The organism is Kitasatospora sp. GP30 (assembly GCF_029892145.1).
GTDB classification, from domain to species: Bacteria; Actinomycetota; Actinomycetes; order Streptomycetales; family Streptomycetaceae; genus Kitasatospora; species Kitasatospora acidiphila.
The window spans coordinates 1-23,274 of sequence record NZ_JARZAH010000028.1; the positions used below are offsets into that span (position 1 = coordinate 1).

Consider the following 23,274-nt stretch of genomic DNA (forward strand, 5'->3'; position numbering starts at 1 on the left):
CCAACGTCACCGGGTTGTTTGGCCCCCCCGGGTGCGCCGGCCGCGGCCCGGGTGGCCCCCCCCCCACGGGCGGGGGCGCCCGGCCGGGCGTGTCCCCACCCGCCCCCCCCGGCCGCGAGCACGTCGCTCCGCGTCAGGCCTGGTGAGCCGCCCTGGTGCGCTACGGGAAGGGTCAGAGGGAGGCGGCGCGTTCCGCTTTCCGGACCAGTTCGATCACCGGGCCGAATGCCTCCATCGCCGGGCGCTGCACGGTGAACGAGGTGAAGCCGTAGCGCTCGCGGTGGCGCAGGACCTGCTCGGCGATCTCCTCCACCGTGCCGATCAGGATGAACGGGCTCTCCAGTGCCTGCTCCGGCGTCAGGAACGGCTCTTCGGCGGCCACCGCTTCGGCCTCGGCCCAACGGTCGTCGGTCACCCGGACGTCCAGGACGAAGACGTCATGCTCGATCGCCGGCAGCCGATCGCCGGCCATCTTGCGGAAGAACCCCACCCGCTCGTCAGCGTGTTCGGCGGGAATGATGCCGAGCGTCCCGGTCGGCCGGCCGGGGACCTGCACCCAGCCGCTGAAGCTGACGGTGTCGGCCCGTTCGGCGGCGATCCGCAGCAGCCGGTCGCTGGTGCCGCCGAGCAGCAGCGCAGGTCGGGTCAGGTCGGTCTCCAGGGCGAAGAGCCGGTCCAACTCGTCCAGGGTCGACTCCAGCCGGTCCATTCGCTGCCGGAAGGGTGCGAAGGGGATGCCGGCGCTGTCGAACTCCGCCTTCACCACGCCCGCGCCGATACCGAGTTCGACCTTGCCCTCGGTCAGGCGGGAGAGCGTGGCCACCTCTCGGGCGAGGATCGACGCGTTCCAGAAACCGCAGTTGAGCACGTAGGTGCCCAACTGCAGCTGCTGCCCGGCATGGGCGGCGGCCAGCAGGGTGAGGAAGGGCGAGCTGCGGTTGGCGCCGAGGTGGTCGACCGTCACCGCCCTGTCGTAACCGTACGACTCGGCGGTGCGGACGGTCTCGGCCAGTGCGGCGGGCGTGCGGTGGCTGGCCAGCGTAAAGCCGAATCTGAAGCTGCGCATGTGGCTGATTGCTCCTGATACTTCGCCCGACTGCCACAAAGGGCGTCGGTGATCCCCCGGAAAAGTCCACGTCAAAGAGTCGGCGAACCAACCGGGGCCCAGGTGAGGCCAGTTGAGCGGAAGCGGTGGGTCCGGTCGTGACGAGATGACGATGGCTCCTGGAATCTAAAGTGTGCGACCAGGTGCGGTCAACACTCGCCCGGTCCGAATTTCAGTTCAACTCCGTTCTGCAGAGCCATTATTGACATTTTGACAGCGGACACGGACTCGGCGCTCGCACGGCTGTCCGGGTCATGTCGGCGGTAGGAATACCAGCTCACGCAGCGGTCGGGTCGAGCTGATGCGGCATCTTCCAACCTTCGGCGAGGCTCGACGGATGAACGTTGTGCCCACCGCCGAAGTACTCGCAGAACTTCATGATCAGCGGGTCCCAGCCGAGTGGGTCGATGTAGTGCGTCCCCGGGATGATCAGGTGCTCCTCGACGTGGGCGCGTAGCACCTCGACCTCGAATGCGGTGACGTCTGAGGCGCCGGCGAGCGAGTGCACCGCGACGACCCTGCACTCCAACTGGATCGGGCACTCCGCGACCCGGGGCGGCGCGACCAGCTCCGATGCCTGCTCGGTGAGTTGCGCCACCGAGAACTTGTCCGGCTCATAACGGTAGCCGCGTTCCAGCTTGAAATCCGAAAGGACGGGCGTTCCCGTAGTGAGCGCGATCCGGTCAACGGCATCGACCATCGACGATGACGGCAGGTTGAGCACGCACTCGCGCTCGCGCAGCAGATTCGCCGTCGTCTGATGCATGCTCCCCAGACCGAGCATGCAGGACTGGCCCAGCCACCACGCGGACGACATCGGAGCGAGGTTCGCGGTGCCGTCCTCGTTGCGTGAGCTGATCAGCACCACCGGAGTGCCGAAGTACAACACCTTGAGCCCGGGCACGACGTGCATTCGTACACCTTCCACGAAGTATGAATCGAACGGACTCGTGATCAGGAGCACGAGCCGTCAATGACTCTGCCCGGGGGCGGACGAATGCCGCTGGCGGTAATCGGACCTTGCATGTCTCTTGCCAACCCACGCTCCTAGCGGACGAGTTCGGGGTGGGTCTCAAGTACGGCGGTCAGCAGGCCGGGGAAGCAGGCGTCGAGGTCGCCGGTGCGCAGGCTGACGATCCGCTGCGCGCCCTGCACCCGCTCGCGCAGCACGCCCGCCTGCCGCAGCACGCGCTGGTGGTGCGAGAAGGTCGGCTGGCTGATCGTCAGGCCTGCGGCGTGGTGGAGGTCCACGCAGGGCGACTCGCCGAGGCCGGCGAGGGTGCGGACGATGCTGACGCGCACCGGGTCGGCGAGGGCGGCCAGCACCTTGACCAGTCGGAGGTCTTGGGTGGCGGGGTGGCGGTCGTCAGTCGTCGTCATGCGTTCAGGGTATCGACATTCATCAATCTCATCGACTACTGTCACGGACATTGATGATCGTCGATGACCGGGGGATGCCGTCATGACCTGGACCACTGCCTACCTCGCCGCACTCGGAGACCCGGCCGGAACGCCGCCGTTCATGCCGCAGCCGCGCACCTTCGCGCCGGCGGAGACCGTGCGCCAGTGGGTCCGCGTCCTGCGCGGCGGCACCGCGCTGCGCCTGGTGCTCAGCAACGAGTTCGGGCGCGCGCCGCTGGTCTTCGAAGCGGTCACGATCGCCGACGCCGGTGCGACGGTGACCCGTGAGGGCCGGACGCGCTGGGAGATCCCGCCGGGCGGGACAGCGACCAGCGATCCGGTCCAACTGGCCTTCGCCGCCGGGCAGGAGCTGACGGTCGACGTCACGCTCGGCAGCAGCGCCGAGGCCAGTGCCTACCAGACCGGCGTCTACCAGGCCGGTGCCTATCTGCACTCCGCACAACGGACCGGCGAGGTGCTCGGCTCCGGCGAGCGCTTCGCGTCGCTCTACTGGATCACCCGGGTCCTGACGGACGCTCCCGCGAGCGGCCCGGTCATCGTCACCTTCGGCGACTCGATCACGCGCGGCGACGGCACCTCGGCGGACCTCGACCAGCGCTACCCCGACCATCTCCAGCGCAGGATCGGCTCCGCCGGAACCGTCCTCAATGCGGGGATCGGCGGCAACCGCCTGCTCGGCCCGCTGTTCGGCCCCACCCTCCCCGACCGCTTCGCCCGCGACGTGCTGGGCACCCGGGAGGCCACCCACCTGCTGCTCCTGGCCGGCCTCAACGACCTCGCCTTCGGCGCCACGGCCGCGGAGATCACCGACGCGCTGTTCGCACTGGCTCGACTGGCGGAGGAGCACGGCATCCGCCCGATTCTCGGCACCCTGACGCCGATGATGGGCAGCGTCTACGAACCGTTCCGCGCGGCGGGCAATGAGGCGACGAGGCTTGCCGTGAACGAGGCGCTTCGCGCCCAATCCACGTGGCCCGTGGTCGACTTCGCCTCCGAGGTGGCCGATCCGCAGGACACCTCCCGCCTTGCCGCCGGCTTCGACTCCGGTGACGGCGTGCACCCGGGCGGCGCCGGGGCGGCGGCGCTCGCGGCGGCGGTGGACCTGGAACTGTTCGCGGGCACGGGAGTTGCGGCGACCCTCTAGTTCCGCGGTGATCAGTGGCTGGTGACTGTCACGCGAGTTGTCGGATGGGCTCCCGGCGGCGTGCGCGGAGTGTGAGAACTATGCGGTAACTTGATCATCAATCAGCGAAACGAATCAAGTTATGTTCTGATATCGGGGGATTCCTACGTTGCACTCTTTGCGTATCGCCTTTGCCATGGCCGCCGTCGCTCCGCTCGCCCTGGCGCTGACGGCCTGCGGTCCCGATGACACCGGCTCTTCCGGCTCCGCGTCCGGCTCGACCACGCCCGCCGCCACCGGTGCCGCGTCCCAGGCCCCGACGGGTGCCGCGCCCGCCGCGCCCGCCGCGTCGGGGGCGGGCAAGACGGGCAAGGCATTGACCCAGGACCAGCTCGTCAAGGCGCTGCTCACCGTGCAGGACATGGGTGCGGACGCGAACCGCTCCACTCTCGGCCCGGCCGGCAAGCAGCACAGGTCGACCGCGGACAAGCCCGCCTGCCAGCCCCTGGTGGACCTGACCGACGCCGGGAACGCCTCGCCGGCGCCGACCGGCGCCGCGACGGGCTTCTACTACGCCACCAACGGCCGCGAGTACCAGGAGATCCAACTCGCCCAGTACGCGCCCGGGCAGGCGGAGAAGGCCATGGCGGCCGCCGAGTCCGCGCTCGCCGGGTGCGCGAGCTTCAAGACCACCACCCCGGGCGCCCCCGTGCCGAAGGCCGCGGTCAAGTTCAGCAAGGGCACCTACCAGGCCCTCGGCGACGCCACCGTGGCCCTCCAGGCCGAGTACGACCAGGACGGGAGTGACCATTCGGTGATGGAGACCAAGGCCTATGTCTTCATCCGCACCGGTGACACGGTCACGATGATGGCCGACTCGGCCCTCGCGGACCCCGGTATGCCGGACCAGAAGTCGGTCAAGAAGCAGCTCGACAAGCTGCACACCGCCCAGTAGGGCTGATCAGCCACCCGCATCACGCGGGAGCATTCCGCGGTGCGTGGGAACGGAACGCCGCCGGTCTGCTCGGCACGGGGAGCACCTGCCGCTGACCGAGCGGATCGCCGAGCGGCTCGAACTCGACGCCGGTCTCCGAGGCTTGCCTTGGAGACCGGCGTCTTGTCGTTGTGTCAGAACGGTCAGCGGTCAGCGGCCCGTGATGGCTGCTGCCTCGGCGGCGTACAGCTGGGCCGGATCGAACCCCATGCCGCTGAAGTGGCCGGCGAGTTCGAGCGAGAGCACGCCGTGGAGGCGGGTCCAGAAGACGAGGGCGCGGTGCCGCGCCGATGATGCGGCGGGGCGTTGACCGCCCCAGGCCGGCTGGTCGACCGGCTGCGTCTGGAACGGTGACGGCGGCAGCTCGGGGAGTCCGTCGGCGGCGCAGGCGTCGAGGAGGACGGACATGACATCGTCGGCGGTGCGGGCGGTGTCCTCGGGGGCCTGGTAGCCGGGCACGGGGGTGCCGTAGATCAGCAGGTAGCGCTGGGGGTCGGCCAGGGCCCAGGCACGCAGGGCGTGGGCCAGGTCGGCGAGGTCGGCGCCGGCGGCGGCGCGGGCGCGGAAGGTGTCGGCCAGGCTCCGGTAGGCGTCCCTGATGAGCTCGGTGATCAGCTCGTCGCGGTTGGCGAAGTAGCGGTACAGGGCGGGCCCGCTCATGCCCATCTGCTTGGCGATGGCGTTCAGGGACAGGGCAGACGCTCCGGCGGTGGCGATCTGCCCCCAGGCGTGCTTCTTGACTTCGTCCCGTACCTGGGCGCGGTAGCGCTGCCTGGGCGTCGCCGCCTCCGACTCGTTCACGACCGTCTCCACCTTCTCTCTCCTCCCTCTCGACCAGTTCAGTTAGAAGGTATCACCAGTGCGATTGCCCATCGCCGACGAAAGGTGTTATAACTTCTAACGAACGCAAGACCTTCTAGGCCTTCTGGAGAAAGAGGAGTCGCCATGACCGACCACACCCTCGTCGAGGTGGTTCTGCCGGGCATCGTGGAACCGGAAGACCTGCAGGTCAGGGCCGCTTCCGTGGCACAGCCCGGCCCGGGGCAGCTCGTGATCGCCATGGAGGCGACCGGCGTCTCGTTCGCCGAGCAGCAGATGCGCCGCGGGCGGTACTACGACCAGCCCCCGTTCCCGTTCGTGCCCGGCTACGACCTGGTGGGCCGGGTCCAGTCGACCGGCCCGGGAGTCGATCCGGCCCTGACCGGACGGCGGGTGGCCGCGCTGACCAAGGTCGGCGGCTGGGCCAGCCACGTGCTCGTCGACGCCCGGGACGCGGTCGAGGTCCCCGAGGGCCTGACTGCGGAGCAGGCCGAGACCGTGGTAGTCAACGGTGTCACCGCCTGGCAGATGCTGCACCGCGCCGCTCGGGTGCGCGCCGGCCAGACCGTGCTGGTGCACGGAGCCGGCGGTGGGGTGGGACTGGTTCTGGTCCAACTCGCCCGCGCGGCAGGCGTGAAGGTGATCGGGACGGCCTCCGCCCGGCACCACGACGCGCTGCGCGCACTGGACGTCACCCCGATCGACTACCGCACCGGGAACGTGCCGGCCCAGGTCCGCGAGCTGGCCCCCGGCGGAGTGGACGCCGTGTTCGACCACGTCGGCGGCCGCAGCGTCATCGACTCCTGGCACCTGCTCGCCGCCGGCGGCACCCTCGTCGCCTACGGCAGCGCCTCGACCCGTGACGACACCGGTTCCAAGCAGTGGCCCGTGCTGAAGATCCTCGCCCGCACCTGGCTGTGGAACGCCCTGCCCAACGGTCGCCGAGCCCACTTCTACAACATCTGGGCCGGCAAGAAGCTCCAGCAGAACCGCTTCCGCGCCCGGCTGCACACCGACCTGTCCGAGGTCTTCGCGGCCCTGCGCCGCGGCGACATCTCCGCCCCCGTCGCCGCCCGGCTGCCGCTCGCCAAAGCCGGCGAGGCGCTGCGGCTGGCGGAGTCCGGCACCGTCACCGGCAAGATCATCCTGACGCCCTGACGATCACCGGGTACTGATCGGTCGGGTTCGGGCGGCGCGCAGCAGCAGGGCGATCCGGGCGACGGGCAGCACGCAGACCGCCTGCATCGCCGCGTACCAGGGCGGGCAGACGCCGGGGATCAGGTCGATGCCGACGATGGCGATCGGCATGACGACGGCGAGGGTGCGCAGGCGGTCGAAGGCGCGGCGGGAGCCCCCGGCGGCGGAGACCGCCAGACGGTGGATCAGGACGGCGACCACGGGCAGCAGCACGGCGGGTGCGGGCGGTGCTGGCCTATCTGAACAGGCAGTTCTGAACAGGCAGTTCTGAAGAGGCAGTTCTGAACAGGCAGGCGCGCTAGGGCCGCCAGTGGGGGGCTTCGTCGTCCGGGGTGTCCGGGCTGGCGAAGTGGAACGGGACCGCGAGGTGGGCGGCCAGGGCGCGGCCGGCCCGGTCGGCGGCGATGGCGGGGAGCGGGCGGGGGTCGGAAGTGTGCTGCGCGGCAAGGTGGTTCTTGGCCGTGGAGTAGTAGACGGTGGCGAGGTGGTGGTCCGTCTCGGGGTCCTCGGTGACGGCCAGCAGCTCCACGAACCAGTCGTGGACGGTGTCGCCGTCCCAGATCGCCTCGATCGCCAGGATGCGGCCGGGAAAGCCGGCGGCGCGGTAGGCCAGGGAATCCAGGTCGAGGGGACTGTCCGGGGTGCGGGCGATGCGGTCGCCGTAGTGCTCGTAGCGGTCGGCGACGATGGCCTGAGCGGTGTTGAGCCCGATGCCGTGGGAAGCGCGGCCGACATTGAAGACGAGGCGCACCGCCCCCATGACGGAGTCCTGGAGGACGTACCCGTCGATCTGCTCCCGGATCCCGGCAGGCAGGCTCTCCCACCACTCGGTCCTGGCTGCGTCACTCATGACCATCAAGCACCCCCTGCGCTGCGGTGGCTCCTCGCTCCGGGCGGAGTGAGGAGCCGTTGCGGCAGGTTACAGCGCCGTCAGGGCGCCGCCGTCGACCGGGATCATCACGCCGGTCAGGTAGGAGGCGGCCGGGGAGAGGGCGAAGGCGGCGACCTTGCCGAACTCCTCGGGGGCGCCGTAGCGGCCCAGCGGGATCGCGGCACTGGCGGCGGCGCGGGCGGCGGCGGGATCCGGGGCGAGGGCGTCGAGTTCGCGCACCCGGTCGGTGTCGATGCGGGCGGGCAGCAGGCCGAGGACCCGGATGCCGCGCGGGCCGAGCTCGTTGGCGAGCGACTTGGCGGCCATCGCCAGGCCCGGGCGCAGGCCGTTGGAGATGCCCAGGCCCGGGATCGGCTGGCGCACCGAGCTGGAGAGCACGAAGCCGATGACGCCGCCTTCGGTGAGGGACTCGGCGGCGGTGCGGGCCAGGCGCAGGGCGCCGAGGAAGACGGACTCGAAGGCGCTGCGCCAGTCGTCGTCGGCGGCCGTGAGGACGGGGCCGGCGGTCGGGCCGCCGACGCTGATCAGGACGCCGTCGAAGCGCCCGAACTGGTTGGTGGCGGCGGCGATCACCTGCTCGGCAGCGGCCGGGTCGGCATTGTCGGCCACCACGCCGTGCGCGTGGTCGGGGCCGCCCAGCACGGAGACGGCGGCGTCGAGGCGGTCCTTGTGACGGCCCGTCAGCACCACCCGGGCACCGTCGGCCACCAGCTCGCGGGCGGCGGCGAAGCCGAGGCCGCGGCTGGCGCCGGTGAGCACGTACACCTTGTCCTGCAGTCCGAGATCCATGGTGCTCATCCTGCCGCAGGGGGCGGGGGAGGTGGCGGAGGGGCTGCGTTCGGGACAGGGGGCTGGCCGGACGTGGTGATGGGCCCTGCGGTGCGGGGCGGTAGCGGTCGGGGGTTGGCCGGAGGTGGTGATGGGCCCTGCGGTGCGGGGCGGTAGTGGTCGGGGGTTGGCCGGAGGTGGTGATGGGCCCTGCGGTGCGGGGCGGTAGCGGTCGGGGGTTGGGTGGGGTGGCCACGTGGTGGGCCCGCCGGTGGGGGCGCTGGGGCGTGCCTGGGTGTGGGGAGGGCCCACCCGCTTGGGGGTGGTGGCCTTGGTAGCTGCCGGCTCTACCCGCGGGGGAGTGCGCGGCGGGCTGGGGCGTACCTGGGTGTGGGGAGGGGCCCACCGCCTGGGGGTGGTGGGCCCGCTAGGGCGTGCGGCCGGCGCCTAGCGGCGGCTGGGGCCCGGGGCCGGGTGGGGTGCGACGTCGGACAGGAGCTGGAGGAAGGCGTCCTCGCCGATCACCGGGGTGCCGACCTCGCGCGCCTTGCGGGCCTTGCCGCTCCAGCTGCCGGGCTCGTTGGTGACCAGCAGGCTGGTGAGCCGGCTCACCGAGGCGGCGATGTGCAGCCCGGCGGCGATCGCCCGGTCCTCGAGGAGTTCGCGGTCAGTGGCGGTGTCGCCGGTGATCGCCACCCGCATGCCCTGGATGAGCGGCCCGCCCTCCTGCCAGCGGCCCGGGTTGGGGTACGGGCACGGCGGCCGCTTGCGGATCTGGCGGTAGGAGGAGGACCAGGAGCCGCGCGCCGGGGCGAGCGGCGCCGCGGCGGTGTCCTCGCCGAGGTCGGTGACGGCCACGCAGGTGGTCAGCGGGAGCGGCACGCCGCCGCTGCGGGCCAGGTGCAGGCTGGGGCGGAAGGCCTCGGCGAGCACCCGGGCGTCGTCCAGCGCGTTGTGCGCGTGGCGCTGCTGCACTCCGAAGTACTCGGCGAGGGTGGCGAGTCGGCCGTTGGGCAGTGGCAGGCCGAGGTCGCGGGAGAGCACCATGGTGCAGACCCGCTGCTCGACCGGCGCGCGGGATCCGGCGCGGGCGAACTCACGCGAGATCATGTTCCAGTCGAAGAGTGCGTTGTGCGCCACCATCACCCGGCCGTGCAGTCGCTGCGCGAACTCCTCGGCGATCTCCGGGAAGGTCGGGGCGTCGGCCAGCATCGCGCTGGTCAGGCCGTGGATCCAGACCGGCCCTGGGTCGCGCTGCGGGTTGACCAGGGTGTACCAGTGGTCGATCTCGTTGCCGTCGGCGTCCAGCCGGTAGAGGCCGATCGAGATCACCCGGTCGGTGCGGCCCAGGCCGGTGGTCTCGACGTCGACCACCACGAAGCCGGCAGGCGCAAGGTCTTCCGAGGGTGCGCCGACCGCCGCACCGGTGGCCTCGGCCGGGCCGGTGCGCTGGAACGGGATCGGGCCGGCCGGCGGCTGGAGCGCATGCATGGTGCAACAGCTTAACCTCGCGCTCACGGGCCGATCACGGTCCGCTCGCGGTGCTGTTGCCGGGCGACCCGGGCAGCGGCACGGCCACCGGTCACATCGAAGCCGGGCAGGCGGATGCGTCAGGGGTGCTGGTCGTCGACGTATCCGGGGGTGGCGCCGCGGTGGAGCGGATCCGATCCGGCAGGACCCGTTCCCTACACTCGATCGGATGAATTCGTGTCCAATCCCTGTCGCTTTGGCGCGCTCGGTGCAGTGCGGGGGCTACCCACTTCGGGAATAAAGTGACCAATGGGATCAGTCGTACAAGCGGCACAATCTCTTTGTCGATGTGAGGAACAGCACTTATGCGCGCCACCGTGATCCACGGCCCGAACGACATCCGGATCGAGGAGGTCCCCGACCCGGTGATCCAGCAGCCCACCGACGCGGTGGTGCGGGTGGTCAACGCCTGTATCTGCGGCAGCGACCTGTGGGCCTATCGCGGGGTCGCGGCCCGTGAGGCCGGCCAGCGAATCGGACACGAGTTCCTCGGGATCGTCGAGGCGGTCGGCACCGAGGTGAACGGCGTCAAGCCGGGCGACTTCGTGGTGGCTCCGTTCGTGTGGTCCGACGGCGTCTGCGACTACTGCCGCGAGGGCCTGCAGACCTCCTGCCCGCACGGTGGCTTCTGGGGCAGCGTGGGTTCGGACGGCGGGCAGGGCGAGGCGGTCCGGGTGCCGTTCGCCGACGGCACCCTGGTGCGGCTGCCCAAGGAGGCGGCCACCGACCAGGCGCTGCTGCCGAGCCTGCTGGCGCTGTCCGACGTGATGGCCACCGGTCACCACGCGGCGCTGGCGGCCAAGGTGCGCCCGGGGGCCACGGTCGCCGTGGTGGGCGACGGCGCGGTGGGGCTGTGCGGGGTGCTGGCCGCGCAGCGGCTGGGTGCGGAGCGGATCATCGCGCTCGGCCGGCACGAGGTGCGCACGGCGATCGCCCGGCGGTTCGGGGCCACCGATGTGGTGGCCGAGCGCGGTGAGGCGGCCATCGAGGCGGTGCGCGAGCTGACCGGCGGTCAGGGCGCGCACGCGGTGCTGGAGGCGGTCGGGACCGAGGAGTCGATGCGGACCGCGATCTCGATCGCCCGCGACGGCGGCGCAGTCGGCTACGTCGGGGTGCCGCACGGCGGCAGCGCCGGTGTCGACATCGGCCAGATGTTCGGCCGGAACGTCGCGCTCGGCGGCGGCGTCGCGCCGGCCCGCGCCTACATCCCGGAGCTGCTCGTCGACGTGCTGAACGGCCGGATCGAGCCCGGCCTGGTCTTCGACCGCACGGTGGACCTGGACGGCGTGCCGGACGGCTACCGGGCGATGGACGACCGCTCGGCGCTCAAGGTGCGGATCGCGTTCTGATTCGCGCTTCTGTTCGCATTCTCATTCGAGGATAGAATTCAGGTTCGATTACCGCCCGCCACTAATGGGCATTATTAAACGGACCAGCAGATAATCTGAAGCGCCTGACGGGTGCTCAACTCTCCCACAGGGGCGGTGTCGTAGGTTGACACCGCCTCTGTGGACTTTTGGCGCACGTAAATTCGCCAAGCGATGTATTTCGGCCAGAGTTTGGGTACATCGATCCGAAGAACCGATTGGATGATCACGACGTCAGGAGAGATGGAGTGGACCATCCCGCTCAACCCGAGCCCCAGGCCGGCGGCGACCTCACCGCAACCGCCCCCGCCCCCGCCCTCGCGGATCAGATCACCCAGGACCCCGCCCTACGCACCCTGCGCAGCACCACCCGCGGTTTCGCCTTCCCGGTGACCGTCGGCTTCCTGCTCTGGTACCTGCTCTACGTGCTGCTCTCCAGCTACGCGCACGGCTTCATGGCCGCCACGCTGTTCGGCAGCATCAACGTGGCACTGCTGATGGGCCTGCTGCAGTTCGTCAGCACCTTCGCCATCGCCGCCTGGTACGCGCGGTTCGCGAACCGCCGGCTGGACCCGATCGCCGAGGACCTGCGGCACCGCCACGCCGCGCCCACCGTAGCCGAGCAGGCACCCCGCAACGCGACCCCGCAGGAGGCCGGCGAATGACCACCTGGACCCAGCTCACGGCAACCCGCCTGGCCGCGACCCACCCGGCCGCGACCGACCTCGCGGCCAACCCGGCCGCCGGCCACCGCGACCTGACCCTGGCGCTGTTCGCGTTCTTCGTCCTGGTCACCCTGGGCATCACGGTCTGGGCCGGCCGCCAGACCAGGACCGCCACCGACTTCTACGCCGGCGGCCGCGGCTTCTCCGGTCTGCAGAACGGCCTGGCGATCTCCGGCGACTACATGTCGGCGGCCTCTTTCCTGGGCATCGCCGGTGCCATCGCCCTCTCCGGCTACGACGGCTTCCTCTACTCGATCGGCTTCCTGGTGGCCTGGCTGGTCGCCCTGCTGCTGATCGCCGAACCGCTGCGCAACTCCGGCCGCTACACCATGGCCGACGTGCTGGCCTTCCGGATGCGCCAGCGGCCGGTCCGCACCGCCGCCGGCATCTCCACCATCGTGGTCTCGGTCTTCTACCTGCTGGCCCAGATGGTCGGCGCCGGCTCGCTGGTCGCATTACTGCTCGGCATCGACGGCAGCGCCGCCAAGACCTGGACCGTGGTCGTGGTCGGCGCGCTGATGGTGCTCTACGTCACCGTCGGCGGGATGAAGGGCACCACCTGGGTGCAGATCGTCAAGGCCGTGCTGCTCATCCTGGGCGCCGCGCTGATGACCGTGATGGTGCTGGCCAAGTACCACTTCAACCCGTCCACCCTGCTGGGCGCCGCCGCGCACGCCAGCGGCAAGGGCTCCGCCTTCCTGCAGCCGGGGCTCAAGTACGGCGAGAACGGCACCACCAAGCTGGACTTCATCAGCCTCGGCCTGGCCCTGGTGTTCGGCACCGCCGGCCTGCCGCACATCCTGGTCCGCTTCTACACCGTGCCCACCGCCAAGGCGGCCCGGAAGTCGGTGCTGTGGGCGATCGGGATCATCGGCGTGTTCTACCTGATGACGCTGGCGCTCGGCTTCGGCGCGGCGGCCCTGGTCGGCCCGAAGACCATCAAGGCCTCCAACGCGGCCGGCAACACCGCCGCCCCGCTGCTCGCCCAGTCGCTCGGCGGCGGCGCCGGCACCACCGGCGGCGCGATCCTGCTGGCGGTGATCTCGGCGGTGGCCTTCGCCACCATCCTGGCCGTGGTCGCCGGCCTCACCCTGGCCTCCTCGGCCTCGTTCGCCCATGACCTCTACGCCAACGTGATCCGCCGCGGCAAGGTGGGCGAACGCGAGGAGGTGCGCTCGGCCAAGCTGGCCGCCGTGGTGATCGGCGCGATCGCCATCGGCTTGAGCATCTACGCCGACAAGCTGAACACCGCCGCCCTGGTGGCACTGGCCTTCGCGGTCGCCGCCTCGGCCAACTTGCCCACCATGCTCTACTCGCTCTACTGGAAGCGGTTCACCACCGCCGGGGCGGTCAGCTCGATCTACGCCGGGCTGGTCAGCTCGGTGGCGCTGGTGGTGTTCTCCCCGGTGGTCTCCGGCGGGCCCGCCTCGCTCTTCCCGCACAGCGACTTCCAGTGGTTCCCGCTGGAGAACCCCGGCCTGGTCTCGATCCCGGTGGGCTTCCTGGCCGGCTGGCTGGGCACCGTGCTCTCCCGCCGCCCGGCCGACCCGGGGAAGTACGCTGAACTGGAAGTCCGCTCCCTCACCGGGATCGGTGCGCACTGATCACGGCCCGCTGAGCCGAGGTCTCAAGATGCCACTGGTCCAAAGATCATGCTGGTCCAAAGGTGGCCGTGGTCCAAAGCTCCAGCTGGTCTGAAGATCCACCTGGTCTAAGCTGGCGCCCGGTCCATCCCGACGGTGGGCCGGGCGCCACTTGCGACTGGGGAAGGTGCGCACCGTGCTCCTCGACACGTTCGGCCGCCAGGCCGTGGACCTGCGGGTCTCACTGACCGACCGGTGCAATCTGCGTTGCACCTACTGCATGCCGGAGCAGGGTCTGCAGTGGCTGGCCAAGCCGACCCTGCTGACCGACGAGGAGATCGTCCGGCTGGTCGGCCTGGCGGTGCGCGAGCTGGGGATCCGCGAGGTGCGGTTCACCGGCGGCGAGCCGCTGCTGCGCCCCGGACTGGTGTCGATCGTGGCCGCCTGCGCCGAGCTGGAGCCGCGCCCCGAACTGTCGCTGACCACCAACGCCGTCGGCCTGGCCCGCACCGCCGAGGCGCTGAAGGCGGCCGGCCTGGACCGGGTCAACGTCTCCCTGGACACCCTGGACGCCGAGACCTTCCACACCCTGACCCGCCGGCAGCGCCACCAGGACGTGCTGGACGGCCTGGCCGCCGCCGAGTCCGCCGGGCTCACCCCCGTGAAGATCAACACCGTGCTGATGCGCGGGGTCAACGACCACGAGGCCGCCGACCTGCTGGCCTGGACCCTGGACCACGGCTACCAGCTGCGCTTCATCGAGCAGATGCCGCTGGACGCCCAGCACGGCTGGACCAGGGACGGGATGGTCACCGCCGCCGAGATCCTGGAGCGGCTCGGCGAACGCTTCACCCTCACCCCCGAGCCGTCCGCCGCGCGCGGGGCCGCCCCGGCCGAGCGCTGGCTGGTGGACGGCGGGCCGGGCACCGTCGGGGTGATCGCCTCGGTCACCCGGCCGTTCTGCCGGGCCTGCGACCGCACCCGGCTGACCGCCGACGGCCAGGTGCGCGACTGCCTGTTCGCGACCGGTGAGACCGACCTGCGCACGGCGCTGCGCGAGGGTGCCGACGACGCCGAGCTGGCCGCGCTGTGGCGGGCGGCGATGTGGGGCAAGAAGGCCGGGGCCGGGATCGACGACCCCGAGTTCCACCAGCCCGAGCGGCCGATGTCGGCCATCGGAGGCTGACCCCCAACAGAGCTGCGCGGCAGCCGGGTTGACGGTCGGTCAGTCACCAGTCCAGTCGGCCAGTGGCACGGTGTCGCGCAGGAAGCCGCGCACGCCCAGGAACTGGCTCAGGTGTTCGCGGTGCTCCTCGCAGGCGAGCCAGGTCTTGCGGCGGTCCGGGGTGTGCAGCTTGGGGTTGTTCCAGACCAGGACCCAGTGCGCGTCGGCCCGGCAGCCCTTGGCGGAGCACTGCGGTGGCCCCTGCGGCCCCTCGGGCTGGTCGCCGAAGAAGTCGATGCTCATGATCGACAGTCTCTCATCCGCGCGGTGTGCCCGCGGACTATCGCGCCTGGACTATGCCTCAGTGAATATGCCGCTGTGACATGCATGATCGCTGGCATGATCGCGTCAACGAATGGGCAGCATCCCTCTGACGGCATGGCGACGCCGGGCAGCCACGGGGGGAGCCGCCCGGCGTCGGTCCGTCGCTCCGACGGGGGATGCGGAGCGCGTATGCAGTATGTCACGGCCCACAGGGGCATTGGCTAGGGCTATCAAGATTTATTTGAGCTTTTCCTGAGGTTCGCGGGCGTCATAGGCCAACAAAAACGGGCGAATCGGGCGCCATTATTCTGTGATGAGAATGTGGCGACCCGACCCGCCCGTCACGGAGAGTCAGTCTGACGGTCTGACAGGTTACGCTCAGAGGTTTTCGGTCTGGTCGGACTCCGGCGCCCCGGCACCGCCCCGGCCACCCGGGCCGAGCATCAGGGGTGTGGTGGGCGGCACATCGAAGGTGCTCGGCAGCCCAGGCGAGCGCTCCCGGCCGGCGTTGGCGATGACCACCGCGATGTACGGCAGCAGTACCCCGCCCGCCAGCGCGACGAAAGCCAGATAGCGCTCCACGTTCCAGAGCACCACGGCCAGCAGCACGCAGGCGGTGCGGATCAGCATCGAGATCACATAGCGGCGCTGCCGCCCGCGGACGTCCTCCGTGAGGCTGCTCCGGGCCCCGGTGATCCGGAACACCTCGCCGTCCGAGCTCCTGCCCATCTCTTCCGCCTCCGCTGAGTGCCCGCGCGGTACCGATTCCGCCTGCCCGGTTTGCCCGGGTAGCAGACACCACGGTACGCCGCGGTCCGCCGCCCGGGCAGACCGGGGCGGGCGGCTTCTCAGCCGATGGTGTGGCGGCTGAGGAAGGCGGGCGGCACGGTGTCGGTGAGCCACACGCCGTTGGCGCTGCGGCGGAAGAGATGGCCGGCGGCGGCCAGCCCGGCCGCGTCCACCCGCAGCACCACCGGGCGGCCGTGCCGGGCCCCGACCCGGGTGGCCGTCTCGACGTCCGCCGAGAGGTGGACGTCCTGGCGGCGCATCGGGCGCAGCCCCCCGCGGAAGATGGCCGCCACGCTCCCCTCAGCGGTGCCGTGGTAGAGCACCGCCGGCGGCGCGACCGGCGCCAGGCCCAGGTCCACCGAGACGGAGTGGCCCTGGCTGGCCCGGATCCGCAGCCCGTCCGCGCTGAACGCGAAGCGCCGCTTGTCGTTGGTGGCGACCACGTGGTCCAGCTGCTCACGGGTCAGGGCGGTGCCCCGCCGGGCCAGGGCGGCGAGCAGGGTGGCCACCGGCACCCAGCCGCCCTCGTCCAGCGTGATCCCGATCGCGCCCGGGTCATGGCGCAGCACCCGGGAGAGCAGCTTCGAGGTCTTGACGGTGCGTCTTGCGTCCAGCGGTATGGTCAAGTGCGGTTTCTCCTAAGAGGCTTGGCTCACTGAGCTCATGTTGAAGTCGCTGACCCGGACCGCCGGCATCGCGGCGCGGCTGAAGTAGTCGCTCCACTCGCGGGGCAGGGTCTGCTCGGTGCGGCCGACCTCGGTGATCCGGGACAGCAGGTCGACCGGGGACTCGTTGAAGCGGAAGTTGTTGACCTCGCCCACCACTTGGCCGTTCTCGACCAGGTAGACGCCGTCCCGGGTGAGGCCGGTGAGCAGCAGGGTGGCCGGGTCGACCTCGCGGATGTACCAGATGCAGGTGAGCAGCAGGGCCCGCTCGGTGGAGGCCACCAGCTCGGCCAGGCTCGGCGCGGCGGCCTGGTCGGCGCTCTCCAGCACCAGGTTGTCGGCGAACGGGCGGACCGGCAGCCCGGTCAGGGCGGCCGAGTGCCGGGTGGTGGTCAGGTCGTTCAGCACGCCCTCGCGGATCCAGTCGGTGGGCGCGATCGGCAGGCCGTTGTCGAAGACCGACTGGTCGCCGCCGGAGGAGTGGGCGATCACGAACGGCGCGCACTCCAGGCCCGGGGCGGCCGGGTCGGAGCGCAGGGTGAGCGGGAGTCCGGTGAGCCGCTCGCCGAGCTTGGTGCCGCCGCCGGGGCGGCTGAAGACGGTGCGGCCCTCGACGGCGTCCCGGCCCGAGGCACTCCACGCCAGATAGATCATCAGATCGGCGAGGGCGGACGGGGGCAGCAGCGTCTCGTAGCGGCCGGCCGGCAGGTCGATCTTCCGCTTGCCCCAGGCCAGTCGCTCGTCCAGCTGGGACTGCAGGGCGGCCACGTCGATCCCGCCGAAGTCCCGGGTCGCCTCGCCCACCCAGGCCGAGGTTCCGGAGGCCTTGGCATTGAACTCCACGGTGCCGGTGGGCTGGTCGTGCCGCAGCCGCAGGCCGGTGGAACTGCCCAGGTAGGTGGAGGTCAGCTCGTGCCGGGCGAAGCCGTAGAGCGCCTGGCCCAACGACCGGGCACGGGCGAACGCGGCGCCCAGCTCGGGGGCGAAGGCGTCGAAGACCGCGATCGAGGTCTCGGCCGGCGGCGCGGTGAAGTCCGGGGAGGCGGCCTCGCCGGACAGCAGCGGCTGGGCGTCCTCGGCCGGGCCGGCGTCGCGGGCGGCCGCCTCGGCGGCCCGGACCAGCTCCTCCAGGTCCGCCGCGCCGACCGCCTCCCGGGCCACCACGCCGGAGGCGGTGCCCTCGGCGCCGTCCACCGTCGCGATCACGGTCACCCGGCGGCCCCGGGTGACGCCGTTCGTCGTCAGGGCGTTGCCGGCCCAGCGGAGGTTGGCCGTGGTCTCCTCGTCCACCAGCACCACGCAGCCGTCGGCCCGGGACAACTCCAGGGCGCGCTCGACCAGTTCGTGCGGCGCGTTGTTCCGCGTCGTCATCAGTGACCCGCCTCCTGCTGCGTGTTGAGCACGTTCACCTGCTGGAACAGCGCCGACGGGCAGCCGTGGCTGACTGCGGCGACCTGGCCGGGCTGGGCCTTGCCGCAGTTGAAGGCGCCGCCCAGCAGGTAGGTCTGCGGGCCGCCGACCGCGGTCATCGAGCCCCAGAAGTCGGTGGTGGTGGCCTGGTAGGCGAAGTCCTTGACCTGGCCCGCCAGTTGGCCGTTCTTGATGGCGTAGGCGCGCTGGCCGGTGAACTGGAAGTTGTAGCGCTGCATGTCGATCGACCAGGAGCGGTCGCCGACGATGTAGAGGCCGTTCTCCACGCCCTCGAACAGGCCCTCGGTGTCCGGCCCGTCGATGGCGGGCTGCAGTGAGACGTTGGCCATCCGCTGCACCGGCACATGCGCCGGGGAGTCGGCGAAGGCGCAGCCGTTGGACCGGCCCAGATCCTTCAAGTGGGCCATGCCGCGGTCGAGTTGGTAGCCGGTCAGGATGCCGTCGCGGATCAGGTCCCAGGACTGGGTGGCCACGCCCTCGTCGTCGTAGCCGATGGTGGCCAGGCCGTGCTCGGCGGTGCGGTCGCCGGTGACGTGCATCAGCTCGGAGCCGTACTTCAGGGTGCCGAGCTGGTCGAAGGTGGCGAACGAGGTGCCCGCGTAGGCGGCCTCGTAGCCGAGCGCGCGGTCCAGCTCGGTGGCGTGGCCGATCGACTCGTGGATGGTCAGCCACAGGTTGGTGGGGTCGATCACCAGGTCGTAGCGGCCCGGCTCGACGCTGGGCGCCTTGACCTTCTCGGCCAGGTAGCCCGGGATCCGGCCCAGTTCGTCCGCCCAGTCCCAGCCCTCGCCGAGCAGGTACTCCCAGCCGCGGCCGGCCGGCGGCGCCACGGTGCGCATCGACTCGAAGGCGCCGGTGCGCTCGTCCACCGACAGCGCCTCCAGCTCCGGGTTGAGCCGGATCCGCTGCTGGGTGGTCACGGTGCCCGCGGTGTCCGCGTAGAACTTGTTCTCCTGCACGGTCAGCAGGGTGGCCGTCACATGCGACACGCCGTCGGCGGCCAGCAGCGCGGCGCTCCAGCCGGCCAGCAGCGCGGTCTTCTCGGCGTCCGGCACCTCGAACGGGTTGATCCGGTAGGAGGAGACCCAGACCGCGTCCCGGTGCACCGGCTCCGCGGCCAGCTCCACCCGGTCGCCGCCGCCGGCCGCCGCACTGATCCGGGCCGACAGCCGGGCCACCGCCACGGCCTGCTCGGCGACCTCCGCGGCCGCCTGCTCGGTCAGCTCCACGCCCGCCGCGAAGCCCCAGGCGCCGTCCAGCAGCACCCGGACCGCGAAGCCCAGTTGGACGGAGTCGGCGCTGCCCGCCAGTTTGGCGTCCCGCAGCCGCCAGCTGGCGCTGCGGACCCGCTCCAGGCGGAAGTCGGCATGGCTGACGCCCAGTCGGCGGGCCCGGTCGAGCGCGGCATCGGCCAGCCGGTGCGTCGGTAGCGCGAGGAAGAGCGGGTCGACGGGGTGGGCCGGCGGCGCGCTGCTGGGTGTCGGCGGCATCGGACTCCCTGAGGTGTGAGGACGCGGTGTCGGACCAGGACAGGTCCGACACCGCATCATGTCCCCTGCGGGCGGTTCGAGGCCAGAAGTTAAGGCCGCGCGTTGACGTTCCGTGGGGACGGGCCGTCAGGCCAGGCCCACCCACCAGGAGTCCGGCTCCGGCGGGTTCGCCACCTCGACCCGCTCGCCCGGGCGCGGCACGGCCACCGGCACGTCCTGCGCCTTGGCCTCGGCCAGCAGCCGCTCCACCGGCTCGGCCCACGGGTGCAGCGCGAGGTTGAAGGTGCACCAGTGGACCGGCAGCAGCAGACCGCCCCGCAACTCGCGGTGGGCCAGCACGGCATCCTCCGGGTTGAGGTGGATGTCCGCCCAGGCATCGTTGTAGGCGCCGATCGCCACCAGCGCGGCGTCGAACGGGCCGTGCTGCTCGCCGATCGCCCGGTAGCCCTCGAAGTAGCCGGAGTCGCCGGTGTAGAAGACCTTGCGGGTGGGGCCGGCGATCACCCAGGAGCCCCAGAGCGTGGTGTTGCGCTTGAGGGTGCGGCCGGAGAAGTGGTGCGCGGCGGTCAGGGTGACCGTCAAGTCGCCCAGGGTGCAGGTCTCCTGCCAGTCCAGCTCGATGATCCGGTGCTCCGGCACGCCCCAGCGGCGCAGGTGCCCGCCGATCCCCAGCGGCACCGCGAACGGCGCCGACTGGCTGCGCAGCAGGCCCTTCACGGTGGCCATGTCGAGGTGGTCGTAGTGGTCGTGCGAGATCAGCACCACGTCCACCGGGGGCAGGTCGGACAGCGCCACCGGCACCGGGTGCAGCCGCTTGGGGCCCAGGTTGGTCAGCGGGGAGCAGCGCTCGCTCCAGATCGGGTCCAGCAGCACCCGGCTGCCCTCGATCTCGACCAGCGCGGAGGCATGGCCGTACCAGGTGACCGCGACGCCGTCGGTCGGGGCGGTGGCGGGCGCCTCCCGGACCAGCGGCACCGGGCGCGCCGGGGTGCGGCCCTCGCTCTCGAAGAGCACCTTGCGCATCGTGTCGGGGCCGGGCCGCTCGCCCGACGGGGTGCGGGCCAGCGCGGACGGCGCGTTGTGGAAGGTGCCGTCCGCGTACTGCGGGGAGTTGCGGATCCGGTCGTCGCGGTCGTCCGGGTCGCGCCCGAAGGAGCCCGGCAGGCCGCGCGCGGCCCAGGCCGCGGCGCCCGCTCCGGCGGCGGCCAGTGCGGTCAAGGTGAGCAGCCGGCCCCGGCGCCTGGTCCGGAGGAGTGCATCGCTCATCGGGATGCCGCCCTTACTTGGAGTGAATCGGCAATCGGTCGCGGCGCGGCAGCGCATCGCCTGTGCCGCGCCGACGGTGCAACGGGCGTCCGGCCGCTGGTGTTCCCGTGCGTCGGATCGATCTGCGGGGCGCCGACCTGGGCGGGGGGCGGCGCGCAGAAATGGAGGGTCGATTGTCAGAAGGCGACAGTTCTGCGCCGAAGGGCCTGTCGAGGCTCGATTCGCCTGGGCGCGGAGCCGACCGATAGCGTCACAGTGCGTACGTTTCCCCCGCACAGCGGGACCACACAGGGAGAGGTGAATCGTGAGCCGGTCGGTTCTCGTTACCGGAGGCAACCGGGGCATCGGGCTCGCCATCGCCCAGGCCTTCGCCGAGGCGGGCGACAAGGTCGCCATCACCAGCCGCTCCGGCGAGGTCCCCGAGGTGCTCGCCAAGTACGACGTGCTGGCGGTCAGCTGCGACGTCACCGACGCCGCGCAGGTGGACGCCGCGCTGACCCGGGTCGAGGAGAAGCAGGGCCCGGTGGAGGTGCTGGTGGCCAACGCAGGCATCACCAAGGACACCCTGATGCTCCGGATGACCGAGGAGGACTTCACCTCGGTGGTCGACACCAACCTGACCGGGACCTTCCGGGTGGTCAAGCGGGCCTCGGCGAAGATGCTGCGGGCCAGGCGGGGACGGATCGTGCTGATCTCGTCGGTGGTCGGCCTGTCGGGCACGGCCGGGCAGGCCAACTACGCGGCGTCCAAGGCCGGCCTGGTCGGCCTCGCCCGTTCGCTGGCCCGCGAGTTCGGGCCGCGCGGCATCACGGTCAACGTGGTCTCGCCCGGGTTCGTGGCGACCGACATGACCGCGGTGCTCAGCGAGGAGCGTCGCAAGGAGATCGTCTCGGCGGTGCCGCTCGGCCGTTACGCCGCGCCCGACGAGATCGCCTCCACCGTGCGGTTCCTCTCCTCCGACGAGGCCGCGTACATCACCGGAGCCGTCATTCCCGTGGACGGCGGATTGGGCATGGGTCACTGAGCAACATGAGCGGAATCCTTGAGGGCAAGAAGATCCTGATCACCGGCGTGCTGATGGAGTCGTCCATCGCCTTCCACGCCGCGAAGCTGGCCCAGGAGCAGGGTGCCGAGATCATCCTGACCGCGTTCCCCCGGCCCAGCCTGACCGAGCGGATCGCCAAGAAGCTGCCGGCCCCGGTCAAGGTGCTGGAGCTGGACGTCTCCAACGCCGAGCAGCTGGCCGGCATCGCCGACCAGGTGCGGGCCGAGCTGGGCGACCGGCTGGACGGCGTCCTGCACTCGATCGGCTTCGCGCCGCAGGACGCGCTGGGCGGCAACTTCCTGGACACCCCGTGGGAGTCGGTGGCCACCGCGATGCACGTGTCGGCGTACTCGCTGAAGTCGCTGACCATGGCGCTGCTGCCGCTGATGACCGAGGGCGGCTCGGTGGTCGGCCTGACCTTCGACGCGCAGGTCGCCTGGCCGCAGTACGACTGGATGGGCCCGGCCAAGGCCGCGCTGGAGGCCACCAACCGCTACCTGGCGCGCTACCTGGGCGAGCGGGACATCCGCTGCAACCTGATCTCGGCCGGCCCGCTCGGGTCGATGGCCGCCAAGTCGATCCCTGGCTTCCCGCAGCTGGCCAGCACCTGGGACGTCCGCTCGCCGCTCAAGTGGGACCTCTCGGACCCGGAGCCGGCCGGGCGCGGCATCGTCGCGCTGCTGTCGGACTGGTTCCCGAAGACCACCGGCGAGATCATCCACGTGGACGGCGGGCTGCACGCGATCGGCGCCTGACACCGCCTCGTTCTCGTAAGTACCGCCCCGGCTGCGCGATGTGCGCGGCCGGGGCGGTACGTCGTTCGAGCCCGATGTCCCAGTCCGGTCAGTCGTGCTCGGGCTGGTTGCAGGTGTTGATCACCTCGGCGGACTCGCGGGCGGCGGCGGCCGCGTCCCGCTCCCGGATCGCGGCCAGGATCCGGTCGTGGCCGACGTACTTGTCGGGGGAGAGCACCGGGCCGACGTCCCGGCGCAGATGGGCCCGGAGCACCTCGCCCAGGTCGGCGTAGAGGTCGGCCAGCACCTCGTTGTGGGCGGCGGCCACCACCGACTGGTGGAAGGCGGCGTCGGCCTGCACGAAGACCTCGGCGTCGCCGCCGAACCAGGCTTCGTCGCGGCGGGCCAGCGCGGTCTCCATCAGCCCCAGGTCGCGGTCGGTGCGGCGCTCGGCGGCCAGCGACGCCGCCGAGGCCTCCAGCAGCGAACGCAGCTCGGCAACCTGGCTCTGCTCGGCGTCGGAGAAGCGGCGGTGCATCACCCCGGCCAGTTCGCTGGTGGCCAGCACATAGGTGCCGGAGCCCTGCCGGATGTCCAGCAGGCCGTTGTGGGCCAGCGCCCGGACGGCCTCCCGCACGGTGTTGCGGGCCACTCCCAGCTGTTCGACCAGGGCGGCCTCGGTGGGGATCCGGGAGCCGACCGGCCACTCGCCCGAGGTGATCTGCGCCCGCAACTGGGCGATCACCTGGTCGGCCAGGGGGGCGCGCCGGGGCGAGGACAGCGTCATTGGTCTCCTCGAAATCGAAGGGTCGGTCGGGTCTCAGCCGGTCGGGTCTCAGG

General features: G+C 71.3%; 24 protein-coding genes. 9 read left to right on the top strand and 15 right to left on the bottom strand.

Annotated features, from left to right (window positions below; all coding sequences use genetic code 11):
- Positions 1-172: 172 nt before the first annotated feature.
- From P3T35_RS28850 to P3T35_RS28860, 3 genes are all read right to left on the bottom strand, one after another.
- Positions 173-1,066 (bottom strand): TIGR03621 family F420-dependent LLM class oxidoreductase, encoded by an 894-nt coding sequence (locus tag P3T35_RS28850; RefSeq protein ID WP_101382857.1) that lies wholly within the window; start codon positions 1,064-1,066, stop codon positions 173-175.
- Between the two features lie 316 nt (positions 1,067-1,382).
- On the bottom strand, positions 1,383-2,018 hold the full coding sequence (locus P3T35_RS28855; protein ID WP_101382858.1) for a flavin reductase family protein: 636 nt from the start codon (positions 2,016-2,018) through the stop codon (positions 1,383-1,385).
- Between the two features lie 134 nt (positions 2,019-2,152).
- Complete coding sequence (locus tag P3T35_RS28860) at positions 2,153-2,485, bottom strand: metalloregulator ArsR/SmtB family transcription factor (RefSeq protein ID WP_101382859.1); 333 nt, start codon at positions 2,483-2,485, stop codon at positions 2,153-2,155.
- Positions 2,486-2,567: 82 nt separating this feature from the next.
- On the opposite strand from P3T35_RS28860, the gene P3T35_RS28865 reads away from it, so the two are divergent.
- Entirely contained in the window at positions 2,568-3,671 is a 1,104-nt protein-coding gene (locus P3T35_RS28865) for a GDSL-type esterase/lipase family protein (RefSeq protein WP_101382860.1), read from the top strand.
- Positions 3,672-3,846: 175 nt separating this feature from the next.
- On the top strand, positions 3,847-4,605 hold the full coding sequence (locus tag P3T35_RS28870) for a hypothetical protein (protein WP_101382861.1): 759 nt from the start codon (positions 3,847-3,849) through the stop codon (positions 4,603-4,605).
- A 189-nt stretch (positions 4,606-4,794) separates the two neighbouring features.
- Here P3T35_RS28870 and P3T35_RS28875 read toward each other — a convergent pair whose 3' ends face one another.
- Entirely contained in the window at positions 4,795-5,445 is a 651-nt protein-coding gene (locus tag P3T35_RS28875) for a TetR/AcrR family transcriptional regulator (RefSeq protein ID WP_101385358.1), read from the bottom strand.
- Between the two features lie 144 nt (positions 5,446-5,589).
- Here P3T35_RS28875 and P3T35_RS28880 point away from each other — a divergent pair, with 144 nt between their 5' ends.
- Entirely contained in the window at positions 5,590-6,621 is a 1,032-nt protein-coding gene (locus tag P3T35_RS28880; protein WP_101382862.1) for a medium chain dehydrogenase/reductase family protein, read from the top strand.
- A 3-nt stretch (positions 6,622-6,624) separates the two neighbouring features.
- Here the strand turns inward: P3T35_RS28880 and P3T35_RS28885 are convergent, their stop codons facing one another.
- The 4 genes from P3T35_RS28885 to P3T35_RS28900 form a co-directional block, all read right to left on the bottom strand.
- Entirely contained in the window at positions 6,625-6,873 is a 249-nt protein-coding gene (locus P3T35_RS28885; RefSeq protein WP_280708362.1) for a hypothetical protein, read from the bottom strand.
- Positions 6,874-6,958: 85 nt separating this feature from the next.
- A complete protein-coding gene (locus P3T35_RS28890; RefSeq protein ID WP_101385359.1) occupies positions 6,959-7,510 on the bottom strand; it encodes a hypothetical protein in 552 nt (183 codons plus the stop codon).
- A 69-nt stretch (positions 7,511-7,579) separates the two neighbouring features.
- Positions 7,580-8,341 carry an SDR family oxidoreductase gene (locus P3T35_RS28895; RefSeq protein WP_101382863.1) on the bottom strand — a complete coding sequence of 254 codons (762 nt, stop codon included), beginning with the start codon at positions 8,339-8,341 and terminating at the stop codon, positions 7,580-7,582.
- A gap of 426 nt (positions 8,342-8,767) precedes the next feature.
- The gene (locus tag P3T35_RS28900; protein WP_101382864.1) at positions 8,768-9,811 is read right to left on the bottom strand and encodes a DEDDh family exonuclease; all 1,044 of its coding nucleotides are present in this window, start codon (positions 9,809-9,811) and stop codon (positions 8,768-8,770) included.
- A gap of 344 nt (positions 9,812-10,155) precedes the next feature.
- Here P3T35_RS28900 and P3T35_RS28905 point away from each other — a divergent pair, with 344 nt between their 5' ends.
- The 4 genes from P3T35_RS28905 to moaA all read left to right on the top strand — a co-directional run bounded on the left by P3T35_RS28905 (position 10,156) and on the right by moaA (position 14,711).
- On the top strand, positions 10,156-11,199 hold the full coding sequence (locus P3T35_RS28905) for a zinc-dependent alcohol dehydrogenase family protein (RefSeq protein WP_101382865.1): 1,044 nt from the start codon (positions 10,156-10,158) through the stop codon (positions 11,197-11,199).
- 347 nt (positions 11,200-11,546) lie between these two features.
- Positions 11,547-11,882 carry a DUF485 domain-containing protein gene (locus tag P3T35_RS28910; RefSeq protein WP_180356902.1) on the top strand — a complete coding sequence of 112 codons (336 nt, stop codon included), beginning with the start codon at positions 11,547-11,549 and terminating at the stop codon, positions 11,880-11,882.
- A complete protein-coding gene (locus P3T35_RS28915) occupies positions 11,879-13,546 on the top strand; it encodes a cation acetate symporter (RefSeq protein WP_101382867.1) in 1,668 nt (555 codons plus the stop codon). Before P3T35_RS28910 ends, P3T35_RS28915 begins: the two co-directional genes overlap by 4 nt.
- Positions 13,547-13,721: 175 nt before the next feature.
- Entirely contained in the window at positions 13,722-14,711 is a 990-nt protein-coding gene (gene moaA, locus P3T35_RS28920; protein ID WP_101385360.1) for a GTP 3',8-cyclase MoaA, read from the top strand.
- A gap of 39 nt (positions 14,712-14,750) precedes the next feature.
- On the opposite strand, the gene P3T35_RS28925 is transcribed toward moaA, so the two are convergent.
- The 6 genes from P3T35_RS28925 to P3T35_RS28950 all read right to left on the bottom strand — a co-directional run bounded on the left by P3T35_RS28925 (position 14,751) and on the right by P3T35_RS28950 (position 20,655).
- The gene (locus P3T35_RS28925; protein WP_101382868.1) at positions 14,751-14,993 is read right to left on the bottom strand and encodes a hypothetical protein; all 243 of its coding nucleotides are present in this window, start codon (positions 14,991-14,993) and stop codon (positions 14,751-14,753) included.
- A 399-nt stretch (positions 14,994-15,392) separates the two neighbouring features.
- Positions 15,393-15,743: a DUF3099 domain-containing protein gene (locus P3T35_RS28930; protein ID WP_101382869.1), complete on the bottom strand. Its 351-nt coding sequence runs from the start codon at positions 15,741-15,743 to the stop codon at positions 15,393-15,395.
- A gap of 119 nt (positions 15,744-15,862) precedes the next feature.
- Positions 15,863-16,417 carry an RNA 2'-phosphotransferase gene (locus tag P3T35_RS28935; RefSeq protein WP_101385361.1) on the bottom strand — a complete coding sequence of 185 codons (555 nt, stop codon included), beginning with the start codon at positions 16,415-16,417 and terminating at the stop codon, positions 15,863-15,865.
- Between the two features lie 24 nt (positions 16,418-16,441).
- Entirely contained in the window at positions 16,442-17,839 is a 1,398-nt protein-coding gene (locus P3T35_RS28940; protein WP_101382870.1) for a metallopeptidase TldD-related protein, read from the bottom strand.
- Positions 17,839-19,389 carry a TldD/PmbA family protein gene (locus P3T35_RS28945; protein WP_101382871.1) on the bottom strand — a complete coding sequence of 517 codons (1,551 nt, stop codon included), beginning with the start codon at positions 19,387-19,389 and terminating at the stop codon, positions 17,839-17,841. Before P3T35_RS28945 ends, P3T35_RS28940 begins: the two co-directional genes overlap by 1 nt.
- Positions 19,390-19,515: 126 nt before the next feature.
- A complete protein-coding gene (locus tag P3T35_RS28950) occupies positions 19,516-20,655 on the bottom strand; it encodes an MBL fold metallo-hydrolase (protein WP_101382872.1) in 1,140 nt (379 codons plus the stop codon).
- Between the two features lie 304 nt (positions 20,656-20,959).
- Between P3T35_RS28950 and fabG the strand changes: the two genes are divergently transcribed.
- Both fabG and fabI read left to right on the top strand, forming a co-directional pair.
- Positions 20,960-21,679 carry a 3-oxoacyl-[acyl-carrier-protein] reductase gene (gene fabG / locus P3T35_RS28955; protein ID WP_101382873.1) on the top strand — a complete coding sequence of 240 codons (720 nt, stop codon included), beginning with the start codon at positions 20,960-20,962 and terminating at the stop codon, positions 21,677-21,679.
- A gap of 5 nt (positions 21,680-21,684) precedes the next feature.
- Positions 21,685-22,455, top strand: coding sequence for an enoyl-ACP reductase FabI (gene fabI / locus P3T35_RS28960; RefSeq protein WP_101382874.1), 771 nt, complete (start codon positions 21,685-21,687; stop codon positions 22,453-22,455).
- 88 nt (positions 22,456-22,543) lie between these two features.
- On the opposite strand, the gene P3T35_RS28965 is transcribed toward fabI, so the two are convergent.
- A complete protein-coding gene (locus tag P3T35_RS28965; RefSeq protein WP_101382875.1) occupies positions 22,544-23,221 on the bottom strand; it encodes an FCD domain-containing protein in 678 nt (225 codons plus the stop codon).
- Positions 23,222-23,274 lie beyond the last annotated feature (53 nt).

Excerpts from the sequence above, each read along its gene's own strand:
- P3T35_RS28890 (WP_101385359.1), bottom strand. The coding sequence starts at position 7,510 with ATGAGTGACGCAGCCAGGACCGAGTGGTGGGAGAGCCTGCCTGCCGGG.
- P3T35_RS28950 (WP_101382872.1), bottom strand. The coding sequence starts at position 20,655 with ATGAGCGATGCACTCCTCCGGACCAGGCGCCGGGGCCGGCTGCTCACC.
- P3T35_RS28895 (WP_101382863.1), bottom strand. The coding sequence starts at position 8,341 with ATGGATCTCGGACTGCAGGACAAGGTGTACGTGCTCACCGGCGCCAGC.
- P3T35_RS28865 (WP_101382860.1), top strand. The coding sequence starts at position 2,568 with ATGACCTGGACCACTGCCTACCTCGCCGCACTCGGAGACCCGGCCGGA.
- P3T35_RS28860 (WP_101382859.1), bottom strand. The coding sequence starts at position 2,485 with ATGACGACGACTGACGACCGCCACCCCGCCACCCAAGACCTCCGACTG.
- P3T35_RS28880 (WP_101382862.1), top strand. The coding sequence starts at position 5,590 with ATGACCGACCACACCCTCGTCGAGGTGGTTCTGCCGGGCATCGTGGAA.
- P3T35_RS28940 (WP_101382870.1), bottom strand. The coding sequence starts at position 17,839 with ATGACGACGCGGAACAACGCGCCGCACGAACTGGTCGAGCGCGCCCTG.
- P3T35_RS28925 (WP_101382868.1), bottom strand. The coding sequence starts at position 14,993 with ATGAGCATCGACTTCTTCGGCGACCAGCCCGAGGGGCCGCAGGGGCCA.
- P3T35_RS28900 (WP_101382864.1), bottom strand. The coding sequence starts at position 9,811 with ATGCATGCGCTCCAGCCGCCGGCCGGCCCGATCCCGTTCCAGCGCACC.
- P3T35_RS28855 (WP_101382858.1), bottom strand. The coding sequence starts at position 2,018 with ATGCACGTCGTGCCCGGGCTCAAGGTGTTGTACTTCGGCACTCCGGTG.
- fabI (WP_101382874.1), top strand. The coding sequence starts at position 21,685 with ATGAGCGGAATCCTTGAGGGCAAGAAGATCCTGATCACCGGCGTGCTG.
- P3T35_RS28870 (WP_101382861.1), top strand. The coding sequence starts at position 3,847 with ATGGCCGCCGTCGCTCCGCTCGCCCTGGCGCTGACGGCCTGCGGTCCC.
- P3T35_RS28965 (WP_101382875.1), bottom strand. The coding sequence starts at position 23,221 with ATGACGCTGTCCTCGCCCCGGCGCGCCCCCCTGGCCGACCAGGTGATC.
- P3T35_RS28915 (WP_101382867.1), top strand. The coding sequence starts at position 11,879 with ATGACCACCTGGACCCAGCTCACGGCAACCCGCCTGGCCGCGACCCAC.
- P3T35_RS28850 (WP_101382857.1), bottom strand. The coding sequence starts at position 1,066 with ATGCGCAGCTTCAGATTCGGCTTTACGCTGGCCAGCCACCGCACGCCC.
- P3T35_RS28945 (WP_101382871.1), bottom strand. The coding sequence starts at position 19,389 with ATGCCGCCGACACCCAGCAGCGCGCCGCCGGCCCACCCCGTCGACCCG.
- P3T35_RS28905 (WP_101382865.1), top strand. The coding sequence starts at position 10,156 with ATGCGCGCCACCGTGATCCACGGCCCGAACGACATCCGGATCGAGGAG.
- P3T35_RS28930 (WP_101382869.1), bottom strand. The coding sequence starts at position 15,743 with ATGGGCAGGAGCTCGGACGGCGAGGTGTTCCGGATCACCGGGGCCCGG.